This window comes from Streptomyces sp. NPDC088923, from assembly GCF_044749745.1.
In the GTDB taxonomy this organism is placed as follows: domain Bacteria; phylum Actinomycetota; class Actinomycetes; order Streptomycetales; family Streptomycetaceae; genus Streptomyces.
In genome coordinates this window covers 99,093-120,709 of record NZ_JBIVIO010000001.1, presented here as the reverse complement: position 1 = coordinate 120,709, position 21,617 = coordinate 99,093, and the positions used below count along the sequence as shown (strand labels likewise).

At 70.4% G+C, this 21,617-nt stretch carries 22 protein-coding genes; 12 read left to right on the top strand and 10 right to left on the bottom strand.

From position 1 onward, the window contains the following. Positions 1 to 4: 4 nt before the first annotated feature. From ACIP4O_RS00655 to ACIP4O_RS00635, 5 genes are all read left to right on the top strand, one after another. Positions 5 to 925, top strand: coding sequence for a LysR family transcriptional regulator (locus tag ACIP4O_RS00655; RefSeq protein WP_401569820.1), 921 nt, complete (start codon positions 5 to 7; stop codon positions 923 to 925). 94 nt (positions 926 to 1,019) lie between these two features. Continuing rightward, positions 1,020 to 1,502: an NUDIX domain-containing protein gene (locus tag ACIP4O_RS00650; RefSeq protein WP_401569817.1), complete on the top strand. Its 483-nt coding sequence runs from the start codon at positions 1,020 to 1,022 to the stop codon at positions 1,500 to 1,502. 169 nt (positions 1,503 to 1,671) lie between these two features. Then, entirely contained in the window at positions 1,672 to 2,553 is an 882-nt protein-coding gene (locus ACIP4O_RS00645) for a GNAT family N-acetyltransferase (protein ID WP_401569815.1), read from the top strand. A gap of 277 nt (positions 2,554 to 2,830) precedes the next feature. Next, positions 2,831 to 3,310, top strand: coding sequence for a MarR family winged helix-turn-helix transcriptional regulator (locus tag ACIP4O_RS00640; protein WP_401569812.1), 480 nt, complete (start codon positions 2,831 to 2,833; stop codon positions 3,308 to 3,310). A 60-nt stretch (positions 3,311 to 3,370) separates the two neighbouring features. Next, a complete protein-coding gene (locus ACIP4O_RS00635; protein ID WP_401569809.1) occupies positions 3,371 to 3,823 on the top strand; it encodes a GNAT family N-acetyltransferase in 453 nt (150 codons plus the stop codon). Positions 3,824 to 4,072: 249 nt separating this feature from the next. Here ACIP4O_RS00635 and ACIP4O_RS00630 read toward each other — a convergent pair whose 3' ends face one another. After that, on the bottom strand, positions 4,073 to 5,488 hold the full coding sequence (locus ACIP4O_RS00630; RefSeq protein ID WP_401569807.1) for a serine hydrolase domain-containing protein: 1,416 nt from the start codon (positions 5,486 to 5,488) through the stop codon (positions 4,073 to 4,075). A 140-nt stretch (positions 5,489 to 5,628) separates the two neighbouring features. Between ACIP4O_RS00630 and ACIP4O_RS00625 the strand changes: the two genes are divergently transcribed. Then, a complete protein-coding gene (locus ACIP4O_RS00625; RefSeq protein WP_401569804.1) occupies positions 5,629 to 6,486 on the top strand; it encodes a DMT family transporter in 858 nt (285 codons plus the stop codon). A gap of 107 nt (positions 6,487 to 6,593) precedes the next feature. Beyond that, on the top strand, positions 6,594 to 7,241 hold the full coding sequence (locus ACIP4O_RS00620; RefSeq protein WP_401569801.1) for a maleylpyruvate isomerase N-terminal domain-containing protein: 648 nt from the start codon (positions 6,594 to 6,596) through the stop codon (positions 7,239 to 7,241). Between the two features lie 64 nt (positions 7,242 to 7,305). On the opposite strand, the gene ACIP4O_RS00615 is transcribed toward ACIP4O_RS00620, so the two are convergent. Further along, entirely contained in the window at positions 7,306 to 7,971 is a 666-nt protein-coding gene (locus tag ACIP4O_RS00615; RefSeq protein ID WP_401569799.1) for a M15 family metallopeptidase, read from the bottom strand. Positions 7,972 to 8,662: 691 nt separating this feature from the next. Here ACIP4O_RS00615 and ACIP4O_RS00610 point away from each other — a divergent pair. Further along, entirely contained in the window at positions 8,663 to 9,412 is a 750-nt protein-coding gene (locus ACIP4O_RS00610; protein WP_401569796.1) for a 2-phosphosulfolactate phosphatase, read from the top strand. A 251-nt stretch (positions 9,413 to 9,663) separates the two neighbouring features. On the opposite strand, the gene ACIP4O_RS00605 is transcribed toward ACIP4O_RS00610, so the two are convergent. From ACIP4O_RS00605 to dnaB, 3 genes are all read right to left on the bottom strand, one after another. Continuing rightward, complete coding sequence (locus tag ACIP4O_RS00605; protein WP_401569794.1) at positions 9,664 to 10,332, bottom strand: TetR family transcriptional regulator; 669 nt, start codon at positions 10,330 to 10,332, stop codon at positions 9,664 to 9,666. Between the two features lie 3 nt (positions 10,333 to 10,335). Next, the gene (locus ACIP4O_RS00600; RefSeq protein ID WP_401569792.1) at positions 10,336 to 10,725 is read right to left on the bottom strand and encodes a hypothetical protein; all 390 of its coding nucleotides are present in this window, start codon (positions 10,723 to 10,725) and stop codon (positions 10,336 to 10,338) included. Positions 10,726 to 11,384: 659 nt separating this feature from the next. Then, positions 11,385 to 12,932, bottom strand: coding sequence for a replicative DNA helicase (gene dnaB / locus ACIP4O_RS00595; RefSeq protein ID WP_401569789.1), 1,548 nt, complete (start codon positions 12,930 to 12,932; stop codon positions 11,385 to 11,387). Positions 12,933 to 13,317: 385 nt separating this feature from the next. Between dnaB and ACIP4O_RS00590 the strand changes: the two genes are divergently transcribed. Further along, positions 13,318 to 14,655 (top strand): MATE family efflux transporter, encoded by a 1,338-nt coding sequence (locus ACIP4O_RS00590; protein ID WP_401569787.1) that lies wholly within the window; start codon positions 13,318 to 13,320, stop codon positions 14,653 to 14,655. 208 nt (positions 14,656 to 14,863) lie between these two features. Here ACIP4O_RS00590 and rplI read toward each other — a convergent pair whose 3' ends face one another. The 4 genes from rplI to rpsF form a co-directional block, all read right to left on the bottom strand. Beyond that, positions 14,864 to 15,310 (bottom strand): 50S ribosomal protein L9, encoded by a 447-nt coding sequence (rplI, locus tag ACIP4O_RS00585; RefSeq protein ID WP_030996087.1) that lies wholly within the window; start codon positions 15,308 to 15,310, stop codon positions 14,864 to 14,866. Between the two features lie 17 nt (positions 15,311 to 15,327). Then, a complete protein-coding gene (gene rpsR, locus ACIP4O_RS00580) occupies positions 15,328 to 15,564 on the bottom strand; it encodes a 30S ribosomal protein S18 (protein WP_008746874.1) in 237 nt (78 codons plus the stop codon). A gap of 56 nt (positions 15,565 to 15,620) precedes the next feature. Then, positions 15,621 to 16,208, bottom strand: coding sequence for a single-stranded DNA-binding protein (locus ACIP4O_RS00575; protein WP_010268765.1), 588 nt, complete (start codon positions 16,206 to 16,208; stop codon positions 15,621 to 15,623). Positions 16,209 to 16,285: 77 nt separating this feature from the next. Further along, a complete protein-coding gene (gene rpsF, locus ACIP4O_RS00570; RefSeq protein WP_007824576.1) occupies positions 16,286 to 16,576 on the bottom strand; it encodes a 30S ribosomal protein S6 in 291 nt (96 codons plus the stop codon). A 268-nt stretch (positions 16,577 to 16,844) separates the two neighbouring features. Here rpsF and ACIP4O_RS00565 point away from each other — a divergent pair, with 268 nt between their 5' ends. From ACIP4O_RS00565 to ACIP4O_RS00555, 3 genes are all read left to right on the top strand, one after another. Further along, on the top strand, positions 16,845 to 17,177 hold the full coding sequence (locus ACIP4O_RS00565) for a hypothetical protein (protein WP_401569782.1): 333 nt from the start codon (positions 16,845 to 16,847) through the stop codon (positions 17,175 to 17,177). Positions 17,178 to 17,633: 456 nt separating this feature from the next. Further along, entirely contained in the window at positions 17,634 to 18,755 is a 1,122-nt protein-coding gene (locus tag ACIP4O_RS00560; RefSeq protein ID WP_361326064.1) for a peptidoglycan bridge formation glycyltransferase FemA/FemB family protein, read from the top strand. 105 nt (positions 18,756 to 18,860) lie between these two features. Beyond that, on the top strand, positions 18,861 to 19,892 hold the full coding sequence (locus ACIP4O_RS00555) for an alanine racemase (RefSeq protein WP_361326062.1): 1,032 nt from the start codon (positions 18,861 to 18,863) through the stop codon (positions 19,890 to 19,892). A 157-nt stretch (positions 19,893 to 20,049) separates the two neighbouring features. Here ACIP4O_RS00555 and ACIP4O_RS00550 read toward each other — a convergent pair whose 3' ends face one another. Next, complete coding sequence (locus tag ACIP4O_RS00550; protein WP_401569777.1) at positions 20,050 to 21,546, bottom strand: glycosyltransferase family 87 protein; 1,497 nt, start codon at positions 21,544 to 21,546, stop codon at positions 20,050 to 20,052. Positions 21,547 to 21,617 lie beyond the last annotated feature (71 nt).

Genomic DNA, 21,617 nt, shown 5'->3' with positions numbered 1-21,617 from the left:
CGCGATGGATCTCGCCTTGTTGCGCACCTTCGTCGCCGTGCACCGTGCCGGTTCTTTCACCCGTGCCGCCGCTCTGCTCGGCCTCTCGCAGCCGGCGGTGACCTCACAGATAAGAGCCCTGGAGCGCCAGGTGGGGCGCCCGCTCTTCCTGCGTCAGGCGCGCGGGGTGACGCCCACGTCCCTCGGCGAGGAACTGGCCCACAAGGCGGCGCCCCACCTCGACGCTCTCGTCGAGATCGCGGAGGGCGGCGTCGCCACGGGCGACGGGCACGCCCGCACACTCCACCTCACCGGGCCTCCGGAGTTCCTCGCCGAACGAGCCCTGCCCGCACTGAGCGGTCTCGACAAGGGTGAGGGCCTCGACTTCGGTATCCGGGCCACGTTCGGCACCGCGCAGGAGAGCCTCGAAGGGCTCGCCGCCGGGCATCACGATCTCGCGATCAGCACCGTCCGCCCACGAGGTGGCCTGCTCACCGCCACGGCGCTGTGCGACGAGGAACTCGTCCTCGTCGCCGCGCCGGCCTGGGCGGACCGGCTTCCTGTCGAGCGTCTCAGCGGCAGCGGCCCGGCACCGGCTTCAGGTCGTGCTCAGCCGCTTCCCTTCGTCGATTGCCACGAATCGCTGCCGCTCATCGCGCGCTACTGGACCGCCGCCTTCGACGCGCTGCCCCCGGGTCCCGGTGCGGTGATCGTCCCCGACCTGCGGGCAGTGCTCGGCTGTGTCCTGGCCGGTGCGGGCCTCGCGGTCCTGCCGCGCTACCTCAGCGCGCGTGCCCTCGCCGAGGGACGGCTCACGCTTCTGCTCGATCCCGCCGTCGCTCCGCTCCGTACGTACTTTCTCGTCGCCCGTACCGGCACCCTCGCTCTGCCCCATCTCTCCCGTGCCCACGACCGCCTGCTCCGCGCGGCGGTGGACTGGGGCTGAGCGCGCCCCGGGCACGCTCCACTCCGTGCGACGGCCTCCCAAGCGCCCGGGGCGCGCATGTTTCACGTGAAACAACTCGGGCCACATTCCCTCCATGACCGTTCGCCCCGTGGTCAAGCGCACCGCTCGTGCCATCCTGCTCGACGGCGAGGATCTTGTCCTCATCAAGCGCGTCAAACCCGGCGTCGACCCCTACTGGGTCACCCCGGGCGGCGGCGTGGAGCCGGAGGACGCCACCGTCATCGAAGCCCTGCACCGGGAGGTCCACGAGGAGCTGGGCGCGAAGATCACCGATGTCGTGCCGTGTTTCGTGGACACGGTGGAACACATCGGTGCGGACGGCGGCGCCACCGGGGTCAAGGTCCAGTACTTCTTCGTCTGCCGCCTCGTGTCCATGGATCTGGAACAGCGGCACGGTCCTGAGATGGAACAGCCCTGTGGAACCTACGAGATCGTCCGTATCCCCTTCACCCGCGTCGGCATCGCCTCCGTCCACCTTGTCCCGCTCTCCCTGCGGCACTACCTCGACGGCAATATCGAGGGGGTCCTCGCCCTCCTCGACGCGGATCTGGGCTGACTCGTCCCGGAGCCCGCAGGGCACGGCCCCTCGTGAGTCACCCGACGAGCATCCACGCGTTGTTCCCACGTCACGCGATGTTCCACGTGAAACATCCCTCATCACGGAACAGGCCCGTAGTCCGAAAAGAGGGTGGACGCACGCCCCTGACGTCGGTAAGCCTGAGCGCGTGCTGCCCACTCCTCCGCCGTCCGCCGCTCTGGCTCTCCGCAGGCTGACCCTGCACGATCTCCCGCACTGCCTGGAGCTGGCACAGAACAGAGGCTGGTTCCCTGACCGACGGCTGTGGACCCTGCTCCTGACCGCAGGCACCGGATACGGCATCGACGACCCACGCAGCGGGCTCCGCGCGGTCTGCGTCAGCCACCGCTACGGCCCGGCGGAGCGCCCCGGCCTTACGGTGCTCAGCATGCTGCTCGTGAGCCGCGACCACGCGGGACGGGGGCTCGGTCGTCGCTTGCTCAGCGAGGTGATCGCGCAGGAGCCCGTAGAAGCCCTCGCGCTCTACACGAGCGAGGAGCGCCTGCCGTTCTACGAGGACCTCGGCTTCCGCGCGGCGGCGACAGGGGACGTGGAAACGCTGGAGGGCCACTTCGCCGGTGCCGGCGCGGTTCCGGGGGTGCGGGTCAGGCGGGCGACCGCCGGGGATCTACGCACTCTGCTCGACGTCGACCGGGAGATCTTCGGCCTGGACCGTACGCCGTTGCTCGCCCGCCTCCCGGCCTTCGCCGACCGGATGAGCCTCGCCGAGGACGCCGAGGGCCAGGTCCTGGGCTTCGCCGCCCTCCGCACCGAGCCCCACGCCGCTCTCCTCGGTCCCCTCGTCGCCCGTGAACCGGTCCTCGCTCAAGCCCTGGTGGCCGATCTGGTCCAGGAGGTGCGTACGCCGGTACGCATCGTGCTGGAGAACCACCAGGAGGAGCTGCGCGACTGGCTCACCGACCATGGCCTGCGCCCCGTACTCCACAGCCGCCTGATGCTGCGCGGCACGCCCGCGCTGCCCGGGAACCGGCTCCAGCGGTACGCACCGCTGAGCACGGCGACGGGCTGAGCGGGGGCTGGGGCCCGGTCTGAGGTTCTGAGGCCCCGGTTCGGGCTGGGGTCCCGATCCGGGCGGGGGTTCGGGCCGGGCGGGGGTTCGGGCCGGGCGGGGGCTCGGTCCGGGCGAGGGTTCGGGCCGGGCGGGGGCTCGGGCCGGGCGGGGGCTCGGGCCGGGGGCTCCGGCTCGGACCCGACTGGAATATTTGCAGGCGCCGTATAGTCGCAACCAGTGGATATTTCATACCTGGCCTAGGCTGGAACGCCCGAGACGGACGGAGGAGAGAACGATGACAGCGACCGACCCCGCTCTCACAGCACTCGCACACAGCTGGTCCGCCCTCTCGCTGCTGCACAGCCGGATCGAGTCGCGCATCGAACGCGCGCTCCAGGCGGCGCACAGCCTCAGCGTGCGGGAGTACTCGCTCCTCGATGTCCTCAGCCGTCAGCACGACGGCGAAGGCGGTCACCTCCAGATGCGGCAGGTCGCGGAGGCCGTCGTACTCAGTCAGTCGGCGACGACCCGTCTCGTGACGCGCCTGGAAGACCGGGGCCTGCTGGCCCGCTACCTCTGCCCCACCGACCGGCGCGGCATCTACACCGACGTGAGCGAATCGGGCCGGGTGCTCCTGGAGGAGGCCCGTCCGACCAATGACGCGGCCTTGCGCGCCGCACTCGACGAGGCCGCTCTCGACCCGCAGCTCGCCCCGCTCGTCACCGCCATGGAACACCTGGACGCCTCGCCCCGTCTCCTCGGCCGGCCTGTCTGAGCCGCGTCCAAGGACAAGGACCGAGAGGCCCCGGGAGACGTCGAGCCTAGGATCGCGGCCATGAGCACCCTCCATATACGCCGTGCCACGCCCGACGACATCAGCGCGATCGTCGCCATGCTCGCGGACGATCCGCTCGGCGCCCAGCGCGAGTCCCCGGACGACCTCGCTCCGTACCACGAGGCGTTCGCCCGCATCCACGAGGACAAGAACCAGCACCTCATCGTGGCCGAGAGCGACGGCGAAGTCGTGGGCACGCTTCAGCTGAGCGTGCTGCACGGCCTGTCCCGCAAGGGCACCACCCGCACGATCATCGAGGCGGTACGAGTGTCAGCCACCACTCGCGGAGGAGGGCTCGGCACCCAGCTCATCACCTGGGCCATCGAAGAATCCCGCCGCCAGGGCGCGAGCCTCGTCCAGCTCACCTCGGACGCCACCCGCACCGACGCCCATCGCTTCTACAAGCGGCTCGGCTTCGTGGACTCGCACGTGGGCTTCAAACTCACGCTCTGAGCAGCTGGGTTTCAGGCTCACGCGGTGAGCACGTGAGCCCCTGAGCACGTGCGCTGCAGGCTCACGCGCGGAGCCTGCACCGGCCCGCGATGTTTCACGTGAAACATCGCGGGCCGGACACACGGCATGTTCCACGTGAAACATCGCGGCACCACCGAACGGGAGGAGCTGCCCGAGGTGATGTTTCACGTGAAACATCGCCCCCCAAAGCGGCGGTCAGCCCATGTTTCACGTGAAACATCCCCGCTCTCAGCCCGGCAGTCCCCGCCACCCCTCCGCCACCACCCCGCCCGGCGTCGGGCCGCCCTCCGCATACGGCTCTCGCGTGAAGACGAAGGAACCCAGGTCGAGGTGGCTCACCCCGCCCCCCGGTCCCCGTACGACGCTCAGCACCTCGCCCGAGTAGTAGCCGTCGAGCCCCACCCAGTTCCCGTCGTCCGCAGGCACGAAACGTGACTGCCGTCCGCCCTTGACCGGCCCGAGTTCCAGTCCCCCGCCCGCCCCGAGACGTAGCGCGACCGGGTCGCTGCCCCAGTACCACAGGCCCGTCAGCGCCAGAAGCTCCTCGTCCACGCGCGGGAGCGGCTTCCATGGCTCGGGGATGCGCGGTTCGGCCTTCGCCACGAGTTCGAGCAGTTCAGCGGCGAGCGTCCCCGAGCTGAGCTGCGAGGTGGCGTTGCCCAGGACCACGGCGCCCAGATCCTCCTCCTCGCAGATCCACAGCCCGGCCGTGAAACCCGGCACGGAACCCGTGTGCCCGGCCAGATCCCGGCCTCCACGGTGCAGAAGCTGGGTACCGAGGCCGTATCCGCTGTCCCCGTCACCGGGGGCCGCGGGAACGCGCAGCTCACGCACCCCGTCAATGCTCAGCACTTCGTCGTCCCCGCGCAGCAGGAAGCCGGCGAAGCGGGCGAGGTCGGCGGCCGTGGACCACAGCTGCCCCGCCGGAGCCATGAGCCCCAAGTCCTCCACCTTCTCTTCCTGGAGCAGATCGGCCCACGGGTGCACGGCCCAGCCACCGGCGCTCGGCGCCTCGGGGCGTACACCGGTCCGCCGCAGGCCGAGCGGTTCCAGGATCTCCGTGCGCAGCGCCTCCTCCCATGTCGTCCCCCGCACGGCGGCGACGAGCGCGCCGAGGACGGTGAATCCGGGGTTGGAGTAGTGGTGCAGCAAGCCGGGTTCGTGACGGAAGGGCTCCGCACCCAGCACATCGGTGAGCTGCGGCCGCAGGCTCCCCGGCGTCCGCTCCCACCAGGGCGGCGGCGCCTCCGCGGCCAGGCCGCCGGTGTGGGCGAGGAGTTGGCGGACCGTCACCTCCGGGCCGAGCCCGGCCTCCGGCACGTACCGCTCCACCGGGTGGCCCAGTTCGAGCAGCCCCTCCTCGCGCAGGCGCAGCACGAGCACCGCGGTGAAGGTCTTGGTGATCGAGCCGATGCGGTACTGCACCTGGTCGTCAGGGGCGTGCCCGTCGACACAACTGCGTGCCCCGCTCCATACCTGCCCTCCGCCCCGCGTCACCGCGGCCACGACGGACGGCACCCGCTGCTCGGCCTGCGCCACGGCGATCTTGCGCAGCAGGGCCCGCCGTGTCCCGTCCAGCAGTGCGCCGGTCGCCCTGCCAGGCTCTTCGCCGGATACCCCGCCGGCCTCGTCGATGGAAGTCATGGCCCGCACGCTAATCGGCGGTCGGCAAGCACCACCAGTCCGTTCCGGCCCACGGCCGCTCCCCCATGCGCCCGTCCTTCGCAGGGCGGAAGTACCGCAGCGTGCGTGAGACGCGCGGCATGGGAGGGGAGGCACCTGCTGTGATCATTCTGGCCGTCGTCTTCGCCGTACTCGGCGCCGCGAGCAATGCGATGGGAACCGCCTTCCAGCGCAAGGCGGCCGCCAACCAGCCGCGGGGCGGCGGCCTGCGCCTCGTCCTCGCCCTCGCCCACCGGCCCGCCTGGCTCCTCGGCATCGGCGGTGTCATCGGTGCCGCGTTCTTCCAGGCGCTCGCGCTCACGAACGGGCCGCTCGCGCTCGTCCAGCCCGTCTTCATCCTGGAGCTGCCGTTCGCGCTGCTCATCGGGCTGCCCTTGCTGCACCGCAAGATGCCGGTGACCGGCTGGTACGCGATCGCGAGCGTCGTCGCGGGACTCGTGCTGCTGCTCGGCTGCGCGGCTCCGCACGGCGGTACGAGCCAAGCCTCGGCCGCGCGCTGGATTCCGGCCGTGGCCCTGTGCCTCGCGGCGATGGGCCTCATGGTCCTCATCGCGCGCCGCGCCCGCTCCTCGTTGCTGCGCGCCACCGTGCTCGGCTTCGCGGCGGCCGTGGGCAACGCGCTGACCGCCGCGCTCCTCAAGTCGGCGACCCGTACCTTCGCCGACCATGGCCCGGGCGCTTTCTTCACCGCCTGGCAGACCTACGGCTTCGCGCTCACCGGCATGGCGGCCCTCCTACTGCTGGAGAACGCCCTGCAAGCGGGCACGCTGGCCGCCTCGCAGCCCGCCCTCACGATCGGCGATGCCACGGTCAGCCTCCTGCTCGGTGTCCTCGTCTTCCAGGAGCGCCTCCATCTGGGCTGGCTCGTCCTGCCCGAACTGCTCGGCGTCGCACTGATCGCCGCGGGCGTCGTCGCCCTCACCCGCGCCGTGCCGCACATCCGCGATCTCGCCTCCTGAGGAAGCCCTCGTGTCCTGAGGAAGCCCTCGTGTCCTGAGGGAGCCTCGTGTCCTGAGGGAGCCTCGTGTCCTGAGGGAGCCTCGTGTCCGCCGCGTAGCCTGCTGGGGTGGATCTCTTCTCCCAGGCCCTCACGTCCCTGCTCGACACGGTCGCCGGGCTCCGCGACGAGGACTTCGCCCGGCCCAGCGGTTGCGCGGGCTGGCGCGTACGGGATCTCGTCTGCCATCTCGTCATCGACGCGCAGGATGTCCTCATCACCCTCGCCACTCCCGAGCGAGGCGCGCCGACGCGCGACGCCGTGACGTACTGGCAGGTGGGCGAGGCGCCGCCGGACGGCACGGACCCGCTCGACGCGCTGACCGTCCGTCTCGCGGCGGCCTACCAGGAGCCGGCACTGCTGAAGTTCCACCTGGAGGACGTCGGTTCGGCGGCGGGCCGGGCGGCCCGTCTCGCCGTGCCGGAGACCCACGTCGGCACGCAGGGGCAGGTTCTCTCCGTGGCCGACTACCTGTCGGCGTACGTCCTGGAGTGGACCCTCCACCACCTCGATCTCACCGCCCACCTGCCGCACGCCGCCGCGCCCCCGGCCGAGTGCCTCGCGAGCGCCCGCGCCCTCCTCGGCCGCATCGCCGGCGCCCCCTTCCCGCCCTCCTTCTCGGACCGGGAGGCACTCCTCGTCGGTACGGGGCGTCGCACTCCGACCCCGGAGGAGCGCGCCTCCGCCCCGGTACGCCTGCCCCTCGTCCTCGGCTGAGGAGCGCCGGGCCGGACCGCGCGCGGGGCCCTCGCGCCCGTACGGCAGCTCTCCTACGGGAGGCTCAGGCCGGACCCGTACTCTCCACCGCGGCGTACAGCCCCGCCTCCGCGCCGGTCGCGAGAGCCCAGTAGCGATCGCCGTAGGACCAGTGCCACCACTCGGTCGGGTAGTTGACGAACCCCGCGCCGCGCAGTGCCTCGCCCAGGAGCGCTCGGTGCGCTCTCGCCTCCGCGCCGATGTCCTCCGCGTCCGTGTAGCAAGCCCCGTCGCTCTCCTCCGGGCTCGCGTTCATGCGGGTACCGAGATCGAGTTCCCGTCCACCGGTGTCCGCGAGTGTGACGTCCACGGCGGCACCGGCGCTGTGCGGGGCGATCTCGGGCGGCGATACGTACCGGCTTGCTGCGGCCCTGATCCGCTCGGCGGGCCACTCGGGATGCGCGGCGCGCAGTTCGTCCGCGTACTCCTCGAAGTAGCTCCGCTGGAGGGCGGGCGGCCGGTACCCCTCGACGTACAGCAGCCGTAGGCCCTGGGGCAGGCGCCGCTGCGCCTCCAGCAGCCGTTCCAGCACGCCCGCGCGCAGGTGCGCGAACTCTCCCGCCGAATCCGCCTCCTTCCGCGTGTCGACGAGCAGTTCCCCGCTCGTGCGCACATCGACAAGCGGTTCCCCGCACTCGCGCACGGGTATCGCGGCCACGCGCCGGTCGGCCATCAGAATGAGTTCACTCATGCGGGCAGTCTTCCCGATGCCCAGTCAGCAACGTCTCCCGCAAAAGAGTTCGGAGGGGTCGGCCCCTGAGCCTGCGGCGTTCCGACGTCGTCGCCGCCCCAGGGAGGAGGTGTCCGAAGGATGCGGCGCGTGCTCCTCCGCCTCCGTCCATGCGCTCGCGCGCAGGCCGTCGAAGGCCTCGGGCAGCGTCCGCGTGGGCAGCACGGGGATGGCGAGAGCGGTGAGTTCCCGACGGACGCGGACCGCGTGCGCCGCGTCTCCACGTACCGCCGACGAAGCATCGACAGCGTGCGGAGGCAGCACACGCTCTGACACCCACCACGCGAACCTTGCCGTCAGAACGCCCTCGAAAGCGCTCCGCGGCGGGTGTGCCTTGGACCAGTGGGGGCCGGTCCCCGCCACGGCAGCCGCACAGCACCGACACGGACGCGGACGCACCGTCCGTCGCCCCGGCTGCCGCACCTCCAGGCGGCGAGTACCTCCCCTGCCCAGCCCAGTGCCGCCCCGAGGCCGCGTGGCCGCCTCTCAAGGCGTCGCCGCGCCCTCGTACCGCCGTCGCCCTGCGGCCTCCGGGTCGTCCATCCGGCCGTCACAAGGGCCCGGGCACCAGCCCTCGATGGCCAGGGCCGGGCGCGAGCCGGGGCCCGCCCGCGAGCCGGGGCCCGGGCGCGCTCTGGCACGATCTCCGCCCATGAGTGAGTGGTTCGCGCAGGCGGGTCATGGAGTGCGGTTCGAGTGGGGGCCGGTCGGCGCGGGGCTCCTCGCGCGGGAGGCCGCGTGTCTCGTGGTGGTCGACGTCCTGTCGTTCACCACGTCGGTAACGGTCGCGGTGGAGGCGGGCACCCACGTCTTCCCCTACCGCTGGCGGGACGAGACGGCCGAAGCCTTCGCCGGGGAGGTCGGCGCCCGGCTGGCCGTGGGCCGGAGCAAGGCCACCGAGGCGTACCCGTGGTCGCTGTCGCCGGCCGCACTGCGCCGCGCGCCCTTCACCCCCCGTCTGGTGCTCCCGTCCCCCAACGGCTCCACCATCGCCGCGGCGGCCGGTGGCGGACCGGTCATCGCGGGTTCGTTGCGCAACGCGGGAGCGGTCGGCCGGCGGCTGGTGGGGTGCGGCTGGGGTACGCCCGAGCGACCCGTCCTGGTGGTGGCGTCCGGCGAGCGCTGGCCGGACGGCAGCCTCAGACCCGCGCTCGAAGACCTTCTCGGCGCCGGAGCCGTGATCTCCGCCCTGCGCCGCGCGGGCCGCGGCGGGTTGTCGCCGGAGGCCGCACTCGCCGCCACGGCCTTCGCGCACACCTCGGACCTCACCGCCACCGTCGCGGACTGCGCCTCGGCCCGCGAACTCCGGGCGAGCGGCTACGAGGACGACATCGCCCTCGCCTCCGAACTCGACGCGTCCACCACCGTCCCGGTCCTCATCGACGGGGCGTTCGTCGCGTGAGTCCTTCCCCTCCTTGAACGACGCCGAATGCCCCGCCCTCCGCAGCGACAACGGCGTCCGACGGCCGGCCTGAACTGCCCGCGCCCCGCGCCCCGCGCCCGTCAACGATGCCGCTTCACGCGCCGGTCACCTGGCCGGACCGCGTTGCGGGATCTCGCCGCTCACGTCCTGGGACACCGCCCTGATCAGCGGGTTTCCGAGTTGTCTCAGCCCGTGTCCAGGCGCCCGTGTCTCAGTTCCGTGGCAACTCTTCAGCAGCGCCTGATGGCGGCGATGATGAGGTCAGCGAGGGCGTCCGCGTAGTGGCGGGCATCGGCCTCGGGATGCTCATGGAGGTAGGTGACCATCGTGTCGATGGCGCCCTGGTAGGTGATCGACATGACCCGGGTGTCGAAGTCGCGGAGGCTACCTTCTTCCTGACCGCGACGGAACAGGGCCTCCTGACCTTGGTAGGTCTCTTCGTACTCGGTGAGGCCGAGACGTAGGCTCCCGTCGGCCTCACGCAGGTTGGTGCTGATCTGCCGCATCGCGGTCATTTCGGCTTGGTGCGTCGCGCTCAGGCGGGCCACACGGTGAATCGCCGCGCGGATGACCTCGGGAACCGGATCGGTCAGGACGAGAGAGTCGGCAATGGTCTGCCTGAGGGTCGCCAGAGTCGTCCTGGCGACTGTTTCCATCAGGCGATCCTTGTCCGTGAAGTAGTGCGAGACCAAGCCTTTGGAAACGTCCGCCTGCTCGGCGATCCGGGCAAGAGAGGCGCCCTCGTAGCCGAGTTCAGCGACCACCGCGATAGTGGCCTTGATGATCTGTGTCCGACGCACCTCCTCACTGAGACGCTGACGATTGCTCGGACGTGGTCGAGGCTCTCGACGGGGTGTGTTCACACCTTCATTCCTAGCTGGCGGGTCTGTGAGAGGCATCAGTCAGCGGCCTGCCGCACGACGCACCAGGATGAGCAGTACCGACATCCACAGGGCGATCGCCATCATCTCGACCCGCATCCACCCGGGGAAGACACCCGGCAGGGCGGCTTCCACCAGGTTCACGACGAGCACCGCCGTGGCAATGATGCCGAGTGCCCGGACTGCCCTCGTGCTGCCCGATCGGGCGGACCGGAGTCGCACCAGAAGGAGGATCGCGAAGAACATGACGATCAGGGCGTGCCCCCACGCTTCATCGGTCGCCTCTTCTGGGGCCATGGAGGCCATGACCGCCAGCACCACGATCGTTCCGACCATGGCGGCGGCGTAGACCCCGACCAGCACACTGACGGCACCTAGCTGCTGAGGTGCGTGAGCCTCGCTATTGACCATACGGCCAATATTATTGACCGACCGGTCAATGTCAACCCTGAACTGGTGGTGACGTGCGATCGCCCTCCCGGGTCACCCATCCTTCGGGAGCCGACCTCGAAGTGCTCCACGGCCGGAGGCTCGCTCCAGACCTCGTACTTTCACCCCCGCGATTCCCCCACCCGCCGGGGCCAGTCGAAGGCGAAGGTCACGTCAGGCTTGGACAACCGGTGCAACGGCCTGACATCGACGACCACCGGCACCTGCCCGGCGAGCAGGAGACAGTCCGGGATATGCCGACGTGCCTTCCCCTCAAGCACCGTCTTCAGAAGGAAAGGCTGGGCCACGATCCGCGTACGGGCGGATCGGAGTCGGCGAAGGCAAGCGCGACAGTTCCCTCGCGGCTCGTAGCTCACGTGGTCGCGCATCGTCGCCGCCCAGTAGGTGTCCGAGTAGTGCTTCTGACCCCAGTACCACCGCGAACCTCCAGCCCACGAGCGATCGCCGTGCAGCCATGGGTGTCAGCGGAACTTCAACGCGCGGTACGAGCCGGAACCACCACCGCACCTGAAAGGGGAACGTCCCGACCGGCGAGTCTCACGACGACGGCCCCAATGCCACCGATGTGCCATCGGAGCCGGGATTGTGCCGCGAGATCTGAGACCCTACGACGCTGCCCCTCACACCTGCGCCATGTCCACGAATCGCGAGTAATGGCCCTGGAAGCCGACCGTGATCGTCGCGGTCGGGCCGTTGCGGTGCTTCGCGACGATGAGGTCGGCCTCGCCCGCGCGGGGGGACTCCTTCTCGTAGGCGTCCTCGCGGTGCAGCAGGATGACCATGTCGGCGTCCTGTTCGATCGATCCCGATTCGCGCAGGTCGGAGACCATCGGCTTCTTGTCGGTGCGTTGCTCGGGTCCACGGTTGAGCTGCGAGAGCGCGATCACCGGGATCTCCAGCTCCTTCGCGAGCAGCTTCAGGTTTCGGGACATGTCCGAGACCTCCTGCTGGCGGCTCTCGGCGCGGCCCTTGCCGCCCGACTGCATGAGCTGGAGGTAGTCGATCACGACGAGCTTGAGGTCGTTGCGCTGCTTGAGCCGTCGGCACTTCGCGCGGATCTCCATCATCGACAGGTTCGGCGAGTCGTCGATGTAGAGCGGCGCCGCCGAGACCTCCGGCATCCGGCGCGCGAGGCGGGTCCAGTCCTCGTCGGTCATCGTGCCGGAGCGCATGTGGTGCAGGGCGACTCGCGCCTCGGCCGACAGCAGACGCATCGCGATCTCGTTGCGGCCCATTTCGAGCGAGAAGATGACGCTCGGGAGGTTGTTCTTGATCGATGCCGCGCGGGCGAAGTCGAGCGCGAGCGTGGACTTGCCCATCGCGGGACGGGCGGCGATGACGACCATCTGTCCGGGGTGCAGGCCGTTGGTCAGGGCGTCGAAGTCCGCGAAGCCCGTCGGGACGCCGGTCATCTCGCCGCTGCGCGAGCCGATCGCCTCGATCTCGTCGAGCGCGCCTTCCATGATGTCGCCGAGCGGGAGGTAGTCCTCGCTCGTGCGCTGCTCGGTGACCTTGAAGACCTCGGCCTGGGCGTTGTTGACGATCTCGTCGACGTCGCCGTCCGCCGCGTATCCCATCTGCGTGATGCGCGTGCCGGCCTCGACAAGGCGGCGCAGCACGGCACGCTCGTGGACGATCTCGGCGTAGTACTCCGCGTTGGCCGCCGTCGGCACTGTCTGCACGAGGGTGTGCAGGTACGGGGCTCCGCCGACCTTCGTGATCTCCCCGCGCCGGGTCAGCTCCGCGGCCACCGTGATCGGGTCGGCGGGCTCGCCCTTCGCGTACAGGTCGAGAATCGCCTGGTAGACGACTTCGTGCGCGGGCCGGTAGAAGTCGGAGCCCTTGAGGATCTCCACGACGTCGGCGATGGCGTCCTTGGAGAGCAGCATGCCGCCGAGCACCGACTGCTCGGCGTCGAGGTCCTGCGGGGGTACGCGCTCGAAGGCGGCCGGTCCGTCCCAGTCGCCGCCCTCCTGGCCCCGGTCGTGGCGCTCGCCGCGTCCCTGCTCGCCCCGTCCCTGGCCGCCGCGCGCCTGGTCCCCGCGCCCGCCGTGCCCGTCCGGCCGACCGCCCCGGTCGTCGTCCTCGCGGCGCCTGCGGGATGAGGGCAGTCGGTCACCGGGCCCGCTCTCGGCCCAGGGATCGTCCAAGGGCTCGGAAATGCTCACCGGGCCTCCTCCTCACATCCGTGGAACGGACCTTGCCGTGCCGTTCCACGCGCCGCCGCACGGTGGGCGCCGCATAACGTTAGGCCCGTCGGCACCGTCAGCCAATCTGGTTATCCACAGGCACTGTGGATAACCAGCCCAGAGCTGTGGAGAACTCGCCCGAACCTGTGCATGAGCCGGTGGAAAGCTCTGTGAACAAGCCCGACCTCTCCTCGGAGCACCTCATGTGACCTGCGGTTTCCTCGTCCACCGCCTGTGGGGAAGAAAAAATTTCCCGAGTGGCCCAAGATCGCGAAACCGGACACCTCCGAGCAAGCCCATCCCGGCAATCCGTAAGGGTTGCAGAGCTTTGCGTCTCTTACCTGTGGAAGATTAGATTTAGTCCATGACCCGCCCTCCCGAGCAGTCCCGCACCGCCCTGCGCCGGCACGACCGCGAGATCGTCGCCCTCGCCCTCCCGGCGTTCGGCTCCCTCGTCGCGGAACCGCTCTTCGTCATGGTGGACAGCGCCATCGTCGGCCACCTGGGCACCCCGCAACTCGCCGGCCTCGGTGTCGCCTCCGCCCTGCTCACCACGGCGGTCAGCGTCTTCGTGTTTCTCGCCTACGCGACGACGGCCGCCGTCTCCCGGCGCGTCGGCGCGGGCCATCTCGCCGCCGCGCTGCGCCAGGGAATCGACGGTATCTGGCTGGCCTTGCTCCTCGGGCTCCTGGTCGTCGCCTTCGCCGTACCCACCGCTCCCTGGCTCGTCGACGTCTTCGGAGCCTCCGGCACCGCGGCCCCGTACGCCACGACCTATCTGCGGATCTCCGCGCTCGGCATCCCGGCCATGCTCATCGTCCTCGCGGCGACCGGCGTGCTGCGGGGCCTCCAGGACACCCGGACGCCGCTCTACGTCGCCGTGGGCGGCTTCCTCGCCAACGGCGTGCTCAACGCCGTCCTCGTCTACGGAGCGGGCCTCGGCATCGCAGGGTCCGCCTGGGGCACGGTCATCGCCCAGTGCGGCATGGCGCTCGTCTACCTCTACGTGGTCGTACGGGGCGCCCGCCGCCACGGGGCCTCGCTCCGCCCCGACCTCGCGGGGATACACAACAGCGCCCGCGCCGGGGCGCCGCTCCTCGTCCGCACCCTCTCGCTGCGCGCGATCCTCATGATCGCCACGGCCGTCGCGGCACGGCTCGGGGACGCGGACATCGCCGCGCACCAGATCGTGCTGTCCCTGTGGAGCCTGCTCTCCTTCGCCCTCGACGCCATCGCCATCGCGGGCCAGGCCATCATCGGCCGCTACCTGGGCGCGGATGACGCCGAGGGCGCCAAGAACGTGTGCCGCAGGATGGTCCACTGGGGCATCGCCTCCGGCGTCGTCCTCGGCGCACTCGTCATCGCCGGGCGCCCGCTGTACATCCCGCTCTTCTCCGGGGACTCCGTCGTTCACGACGCGGCCTTCCCGGCCCTGCTCGTCGTCGCCTTCGTCCAGCCGGTCTGCGGGATCGTCTACGTACTCGACGGGGTGCTGATGGGCGCGGGCGACGGGCGTTACCTCGCCGTCGCGATGATTCTCACCCTCGCGATCTTCACGCCCGTGGCCCTTCTCGTCCCTGTGTGGGGCGGCGGGCTCACGGCGCTGTGGGGAGCGATGGCCCTCATGATGGTGGTCCGGATGCTCACCCTCTGGCTGCGCTCCCGCTCGGGGCGCTGGGTCGTCACAGGGGCGAGCCGCTGAACCGGCGGGGATGTTCCACGTGAAACACCGCGAGCCCGGCGGCACCGGATGTTTCACGTGAAACATCCCCCGGCCGCGTACGCGATGCCCCGACCCGTACCGGCTCACGTCGGCGGGCGAGCACCCGCCGTCCCGGTCCCGCACACGCCGAAGGGGCCGCACCCACAAGTGGTGCGGCCCCTTCGCTGCTTCAGCGTCAGCGAGACGCTCAGGCGGAGACGACCTCGATGTTGACCTTGGCGGCCACCTCGGGGTGCAGACGCACGGACGCCTCGTGGGCGCCGAGCGACTTGATCGGCGTCGTCAGCTCGATGCGGCGCTTGTCCACGTTCGGGCCACCCGCGGCCTTGATCGCCGAGGCGATGTCGGCGGGGGTCACGGAGCCGAACAGACGGCCGGCTTCGCCGGAGCGGGTCGCAAGGCGGACCTTGACACCCTCCAGCTCGGCCTTGATCTGGTTGGCCTGCTCGATCGTGGCGATCTCGTGGATCTTGCGCGCGCGACGAATCTGCGCGACGTCCTTCTCGCCACCCTTGGTCCAGCGGATCGCGAAACCACGCGGGACCAGGTAGTTACGGGCGTACCCGTCCTTGACGTCGACGACCTCGCCGGGGCCACCGAGACCGGAGACCTCGTTCGTGAGGATGATCTTCATGCGATGGTCACCCTCTCTCAGCGCGCGGTGGACGTGTAGGGCAGCAGCGCCATCTCACGGCTGTTCTTCACGGCCGTGGCGACATCGCGCTGGTGCTGGGTGCAGTTGCCGGTCACGCGGCGGGCACGGATCTTGCCGCGGTCGGAAATGTACTTCCGCAGCATGTTCGTGTCCTTGTAGTCCACGTACGTGACCTTGTCCTTGCAGAATGCGCAGACCTTCTTCTTAGGCTTGCGCACAGGCGGCTTCGCCATGGTGTTTCTCCTGTGTGATCAAGAAGTGGGAAGGCCCACCCCAGGACCCGAGGGTCCTAGAAGGGGGGCTCGTCCGAGTAGCCGCCGCCGGAGTTCCCGCCCCAGCCCCCGCCGCCCTGCTGCCCTCCGCCTGAGGGAGCACCGGTGGCCCAGGGGTCGCCGGCGGGTGCACCGCCGCCGCCCTGCTGGGGCTGCTGCTGACCGCCGCCGGGGTTTCCGCCCCAGCCGCCGTCCTGCGGGCCTCCGCCGTAGCCCCCCTGGCCGCCGCGCCCGCCCCCGCCGCTGGTCTTGGTGACCTTGGCGGTGGCATTGCGCAGGCTGGCGCCGACCTCGTCGACGTCCAGCTCGTAGACCGTGCGCTTGATGCCTTCACGGTCCTCGTAGGACCGCTGCTTCAACCGGCCCTGAACGATGACGCGGGTGCCGCGCTGAAGCGACTCCGCCACGTTCTCCGCGGCCTGCCGCCAGACCGAGCACGTGAGGAAGAGGCTTTCGCCGTCCTTCCACTCGTTGGTCTGCCGGTCGAAGGTGCGCGGGGTGGACGCGACGCGGAACTTCGCGACGGCCGCACCGGACTGGGTGAAGCGCAGCTCCGGGTCGTCGACAAGATTGCCGACGACCGTGATGACGGTCTCGCCTGCCATGGGATGTACCTCTCGGCGGAATGTGCTCTGGCGGGTACGTGGCTACTCGACGTCCGCGAGTCCCTGAGCCAGAGCGCTCAGTGGGTCTCGGGACGGAGGACCTTGGTCCGGAGGACCGACTCGTTCAGATTCATCTGACGGTCGAGCTCCTTGATGACCGCGGGCTCGGCCTGGAGGTCGATGACCGAGTAGATCCCCTCGGGCTTCTTGTTGATCTCGTAGGACAGACGACGACGGCCCCAGGTGTCGACCTTCTCGACCTTTCCGTCGGCCTCACGGACCACGGAGAGGAAGCTCTCGATCAGGGGAGCGACAGAGCGCTCTTCCAGATCGGGGTCGAGGATCACCATCACCTCGTAGTGACGCATAGGTAACCCACCTCCTTCGGACTCAGCGGCCACGGACAATCCGTGGCAGGAGGGTTGTTCATGCGTAGCGACGGTACTGGGCCCCACTGACAACGCGCCCTCCGCCGAGGAGGAGGGCCCGTTCGGGTGACCGGACAGACACCGGCGCAGACGGTACACAGTACCCGCACACCGGCTTCCGGTTGAAATCCGGCCCCGAGGGGACGCAATCTGTACAGAACGGATGTGACCGGTGCTACAGGGCACCCGTCCCGTCAGGAGGTGCCCCATGGCACAGGCAATACGTCCCCCGTCCGCGCATCAGCCCTCTGCTAACTCCCTCGTCTCCGGAGACGGACGGCCACACCCTCTCCAGAACACCCTCACCGCACTCACACTCGTGCTGGGGTTCCTGGCCTTCATCTCGTCCTTCTTCCACAGCTTCCACCTGCTGAGCTCCTGGGCGGGGCTCGCCGGCCTCGCGGTCGGTGGCTGGGGGCAGTACATCTCCGTCACCACCCGGGAGCGCTTCGGGCTGATCATCGGCATGGGCGCCGCGGGAATCGGCCTCCTCGTCGGCATGGCCCACGGCGGCCTCTTCGGCGGCGTGATCGGCGGCTGAGTGGACCCCACGCCACCGCACAACGGCCCCACCGCCCGAGCCGAACGGCCCGTGGCTCCGGAATCCGCCCGCCCACCAGCGGCGGAGCCCCGGCGCCACGGGCTGCGGGCTGCCGCTACGAAGGACGTCCACCTCGCCCTCATACCGCCGCCCGAGCCGGCCCGCCCCCGCCTCCGTACCGGCGTCCCCACTTCCCGTACGGCGTAGAGCGCCCCGTCTCCGCATGAAAAACCCCGCTCTGCCCGCTACGGACGGACCCGTCCCTTCTCGGCGTCGCCCGGCTGGAGCAGCGCGCGCCGCCTGGTTGGAGTCCCTGCCTGGCCGTATCACCGCTTCCGCGCCCGCCCCGGCGAGCGGGTACGGCCCAGTGAGCGCCCCGGACAGGCGCAGTAGGCTTCGGCGCGAGAGCCGGAGCCCTGTACCGATGGGGACACACCAGCCCGAGGAGCGCCCCGAATGAGCCTGACCCTGAGGACCATCAGCCGCGAGCACCATCTGGCCTTCATCCAGAGCCTGCCCGCGGCCAGCCACATGCAGGTCCCCGCCTGGGCAGACGTGAAGTCGGAGTGGCGCTCCGAGAGCCTCGGCTGGATCGACGAGAAGACCGGGCAGCTCGTCGGCGCCGGGCTCGTCCTCTACCGGCAGCTCCCCAAGATCAAGCGCTACCTCGCCTACCTGCCCGAGGGCCCGGTCATCAACTGGTACGCGCCGAACCTCGACGAGTGGCTCCAGCCGATGCTGACGCACCTCAAGAAGCAGGGCGCCTTCTCGGTGAAGATGGGCCCGCCGGTCGTCATCCGGCGCTGGAAGGCGCCGACGATCAAGCAGGGCATCCAGGACCCGGACGTGAAGCGGCTGCGCGACATCGAGGCGGACGTCATCGAGCCGCGCGCCTTCGAGGTCGCCGACAAGCTCCGCCGGATGGGCTGGCAGCAGGGCGAGGACGGCGGCGCGGGCTTCGGCGACGTCCAGCCCCGCTACGTCTTCCAGGTGCCGCTCGCGGGGCGCTCCCTGGAGGAGGTCCACAAGGGCTTCAACCAGCTGTGGCGCCGCAACATCAAGAAGGCCGAGAAGGCCGGCGTGGAGGTCGTCCAGGGCGGCTACCACGACCTCGGCGAGTGGCAGCGGCTCTACGAGATCACCGCGGTCCGCGACAAGTTCCGGCCCCGCCCGCAGGCGTACTTCGAGCGCATGTGGCAGGCGCTGAACAGCGAGGACCCCAACCGGATGCGCCTGTACTTCGCGCGCCACAACGGGGTGAACCTCTCCGCGGCCACGATGCTCGTCGTCGGCGGGCACGTCTGGTACTCGTACGGTGCCTCGGACAACATCGGGCGCGAGGTGCGCCCGTCGAACGCGATGCAGTGGGCGATGCTGCGCGACGCCTACGCGCTCGGCGCGAGCGTCTACGACCTGCGTGGCATCAGCGACTCGCTCGACGAGACCGATCACCTCTTCGGCCTCATCCAGTTCAAGGTGGGTACCGGGGGAGAGGCGGCGGAGTACCTCGGAGAGTGGGACTTCCCGCTCAACAAGCTGCTGCACAAGGCGCTCGACATCTACATGTCGCGGCGCTGACCTCCCCCTCCCCGAGTTGCCGCGCCCGGTCCCCCGCCGGTCTCCCCCGCGGCACGACTCCCCCCACCTGCACCACACAGCTAGAAGAAAGGTCCGGGACCGGCCATGGCGCTCACGCTCTACGTCGACTCCACGCGCTGGCGGGCACACCACAAGCACGTCCTCGAACAGTTCCCCGGGATCGTCCCGGTCTGCAAGGGCAACGGCTACGGTTTCGGCCACGAGCGGCTCGCCGAGGAGGCGACCCGGTTCGGCTCCGACATGCTCGCCGTCGGCACCACGTACGAGGCCGCGCGGATCAAGGACTGGTTCAGCGGCGACCTGCTGGTCCTCACCCCGTTCCGGCGCGGTGAGGAGCCGGTACCGCTCCCCGACCGCGTGATCCGCTCCGTCTCCTCGGTGGACGGCGTCCGGGCCCTGGTGGGCGCCCGCGTGATGATCGAGGTCATGTCCTCGATGAAGCGGCACGGCGTGACCCGGAGCGACCTCCAGGCGCTCGGTACCGCGATCGACGACGTGCGCCTGGAGGGCTTCGCGATCCACCTGCCGCTCGACCGCACGGACGGCACGGACGCGGTGGAGGAGGTCATCGCGTGGATGGACGCGCTGCGCGGTGCGCGGCTGCCGCTCCACACGATGTACGTGAGCCACGTCAAGGCCGACGAACTGGCCCGGCTGAGCCAGCAGTTCCCGCAGACGAAGTTCCGCGCGCGGATCGGGACCCTGCTCTGGCTCGGTGACCACGAGGCCACCCAGTACCGGGGGACGATCCTCGACGTGACGCGGGTCGCGAAGGGCGAGCGCTTCGGCTACCGGCAGCAGAAGGCGACCTCGGACGGCTGGCTCGTCGTCGCCGCGGGTGGCACCTCGCACGGCGTGGGGCTGGAGGCGCCGAAGGCGCTGCACGGCGTGATGCCGCGCGCGAAGGGTGTGGCGCGGGCCGGACTGGCGACGGTCAACCGGAACCTCTCGCCGTTCGTCCACGGCGGCAAGCAGCGCTGGTTCGCCGAGCCGCCGCACATGCAGGTCTCGATCCTCTTCGTGCCCGCCGACGCCCCCGAACCGCAGGTGGGCGAGGAACTGGTGGCGCACCTGCGGCACACGACGACGCAGTACGACCGGCTCGTCGAGCACTGAGCGCGGACCGCGCGGCGAGCACGGGCCCGGGTACGGGCTTCGGTACCGGCTCGGATACGGAGAAGGGGCGCCCCCTGCGAGGTGGCGCCCTTCTCCGTATCCAACCGCCGACCGCGCGGCCCGCGCCCTCGGCAGTCGCTCAGGCCGGGCGCGCCGACTACTCGTCCGTGAACCGCTCCGCCCGCTCCTCGGGCCTCTTGCCCCAGTCCGTGTAGGTCCCGCCAGCGTGCTGGGACGGCCGCGCGGCGCGTCCGTACACATGGCGGTCCGGCGCTCCGTCGAGGACTCCACCGGAGGGGTCGTCGTCGCCGGAGGCTCGTACCGGGTCGCGCTCGGGCAGCAGGATGTCGCGCACCACGACCGCGCAGAGGTAGGCCGTGGCGAGCAGGTGGCAGCAGATGGCGAGGTGGTAGCCCTCCTGGGAGAGTCCCATCGCTCCTTTCCCGCCACTCGTGTAGGCGAGGTAGAGCCAGATGCCGAGGAAGTACAGGACCTCTCCGGCCTGCCAGATGAGGAAGTCCCGCCACCGCGGCCGGGCGAGCGCGGCGAGCGGCACGAGCCACAGGACGTACTGCGGCGAGTAGACCTTGTTGGTGAGGATGAAGGCCGCGACGACGAGGAAGGCGAGCTGGGCGAAACGCGGCCGGCGCGGAGCGGTGAGCGTCAGCACGGCGAGCAGGACGCAGGCGAGCACCATGAGCAGCGTCGCGAGCGTGTTGATCGTGTCGGTGCTCGGCGGGGAGCTGAGCCGCTGGGACAGGAGGAGCCAGAAGGAACCGAAGTCGACCCCCCGCTCCTGGCTGAAGGTGTAGAACTTCGCCCAGCCGTCGGGGGCGAGGAGGATGACGGGAAGGTTCACCAGGAGCCAGGCCGCCGCCGTACCGCCCAGCGCCCTGCCGAACTCCCGCCAGCGGCCCGTGCGCCAGCACAGCAGCAGCACGGGGCCGAGCAGGAGGACCGGGTAGAGCTTCGCGGCGGTGGCGAGCCCCAGCAGGACGCCGAAGCCGAAGGAGCGCTTGCGGGACCACAGGAGCATCGCGACCGCGGTGAGGGCGACGGCGAGCAGGTCCCAGTTGATCGTGGCGGTGAGCGCGGCGGCGGGGGCGACTGCGACGAGCAGGCCGTCCCAGGGGCGACGGCGGTGGGTGCGGCTGACGCACACGGCGAGGACCACCGCGCAGATCATGAGCATCCCGGAGTTCACCAGCCAGTAGACCTGCTCACGGTGGACGAGGTCGTCCCCGCCCGGGGTGAGCCAGGAGGCCACCTCCATGAACACGCCGGTGAGGACGGGGTACTCCAGGTACTCCATGTCGCCGTTGAGCCGGTCGAAGTAGGGAACGAGCCCGTCGGCGAAGCCGCGCCCCTGGAAGAGGTGGGGGATGTCGGAGTAGCAGGCGTGCGTGTACTGGGCGTTCGCTCCGAAGAACCAGCCGCCGTTGTAGCAGGGGATCTTCTGCACCATGCCGAGCGCGAAGAGCCCCAGCGCGACCAGCGCGACGACCCGTACCGGCGTCCACCATGTCGAGCCGAGCAGGGCATGACGCCCCACCGGGCCGCCGAGCAGTTCGCTGCCCTCGGCGGCGACGGTGTCCTCCTCGGTGGGTAGCACCGGCCCGGACTGCTGCACGCGGGTACTCGTCATGACGGCCATCCTGCCGTACGGGCCTGAGCGTCGGTGGCGGGGAACGCCACGCGGGGCCGGCAGACGGCGAGGGCCGCGGT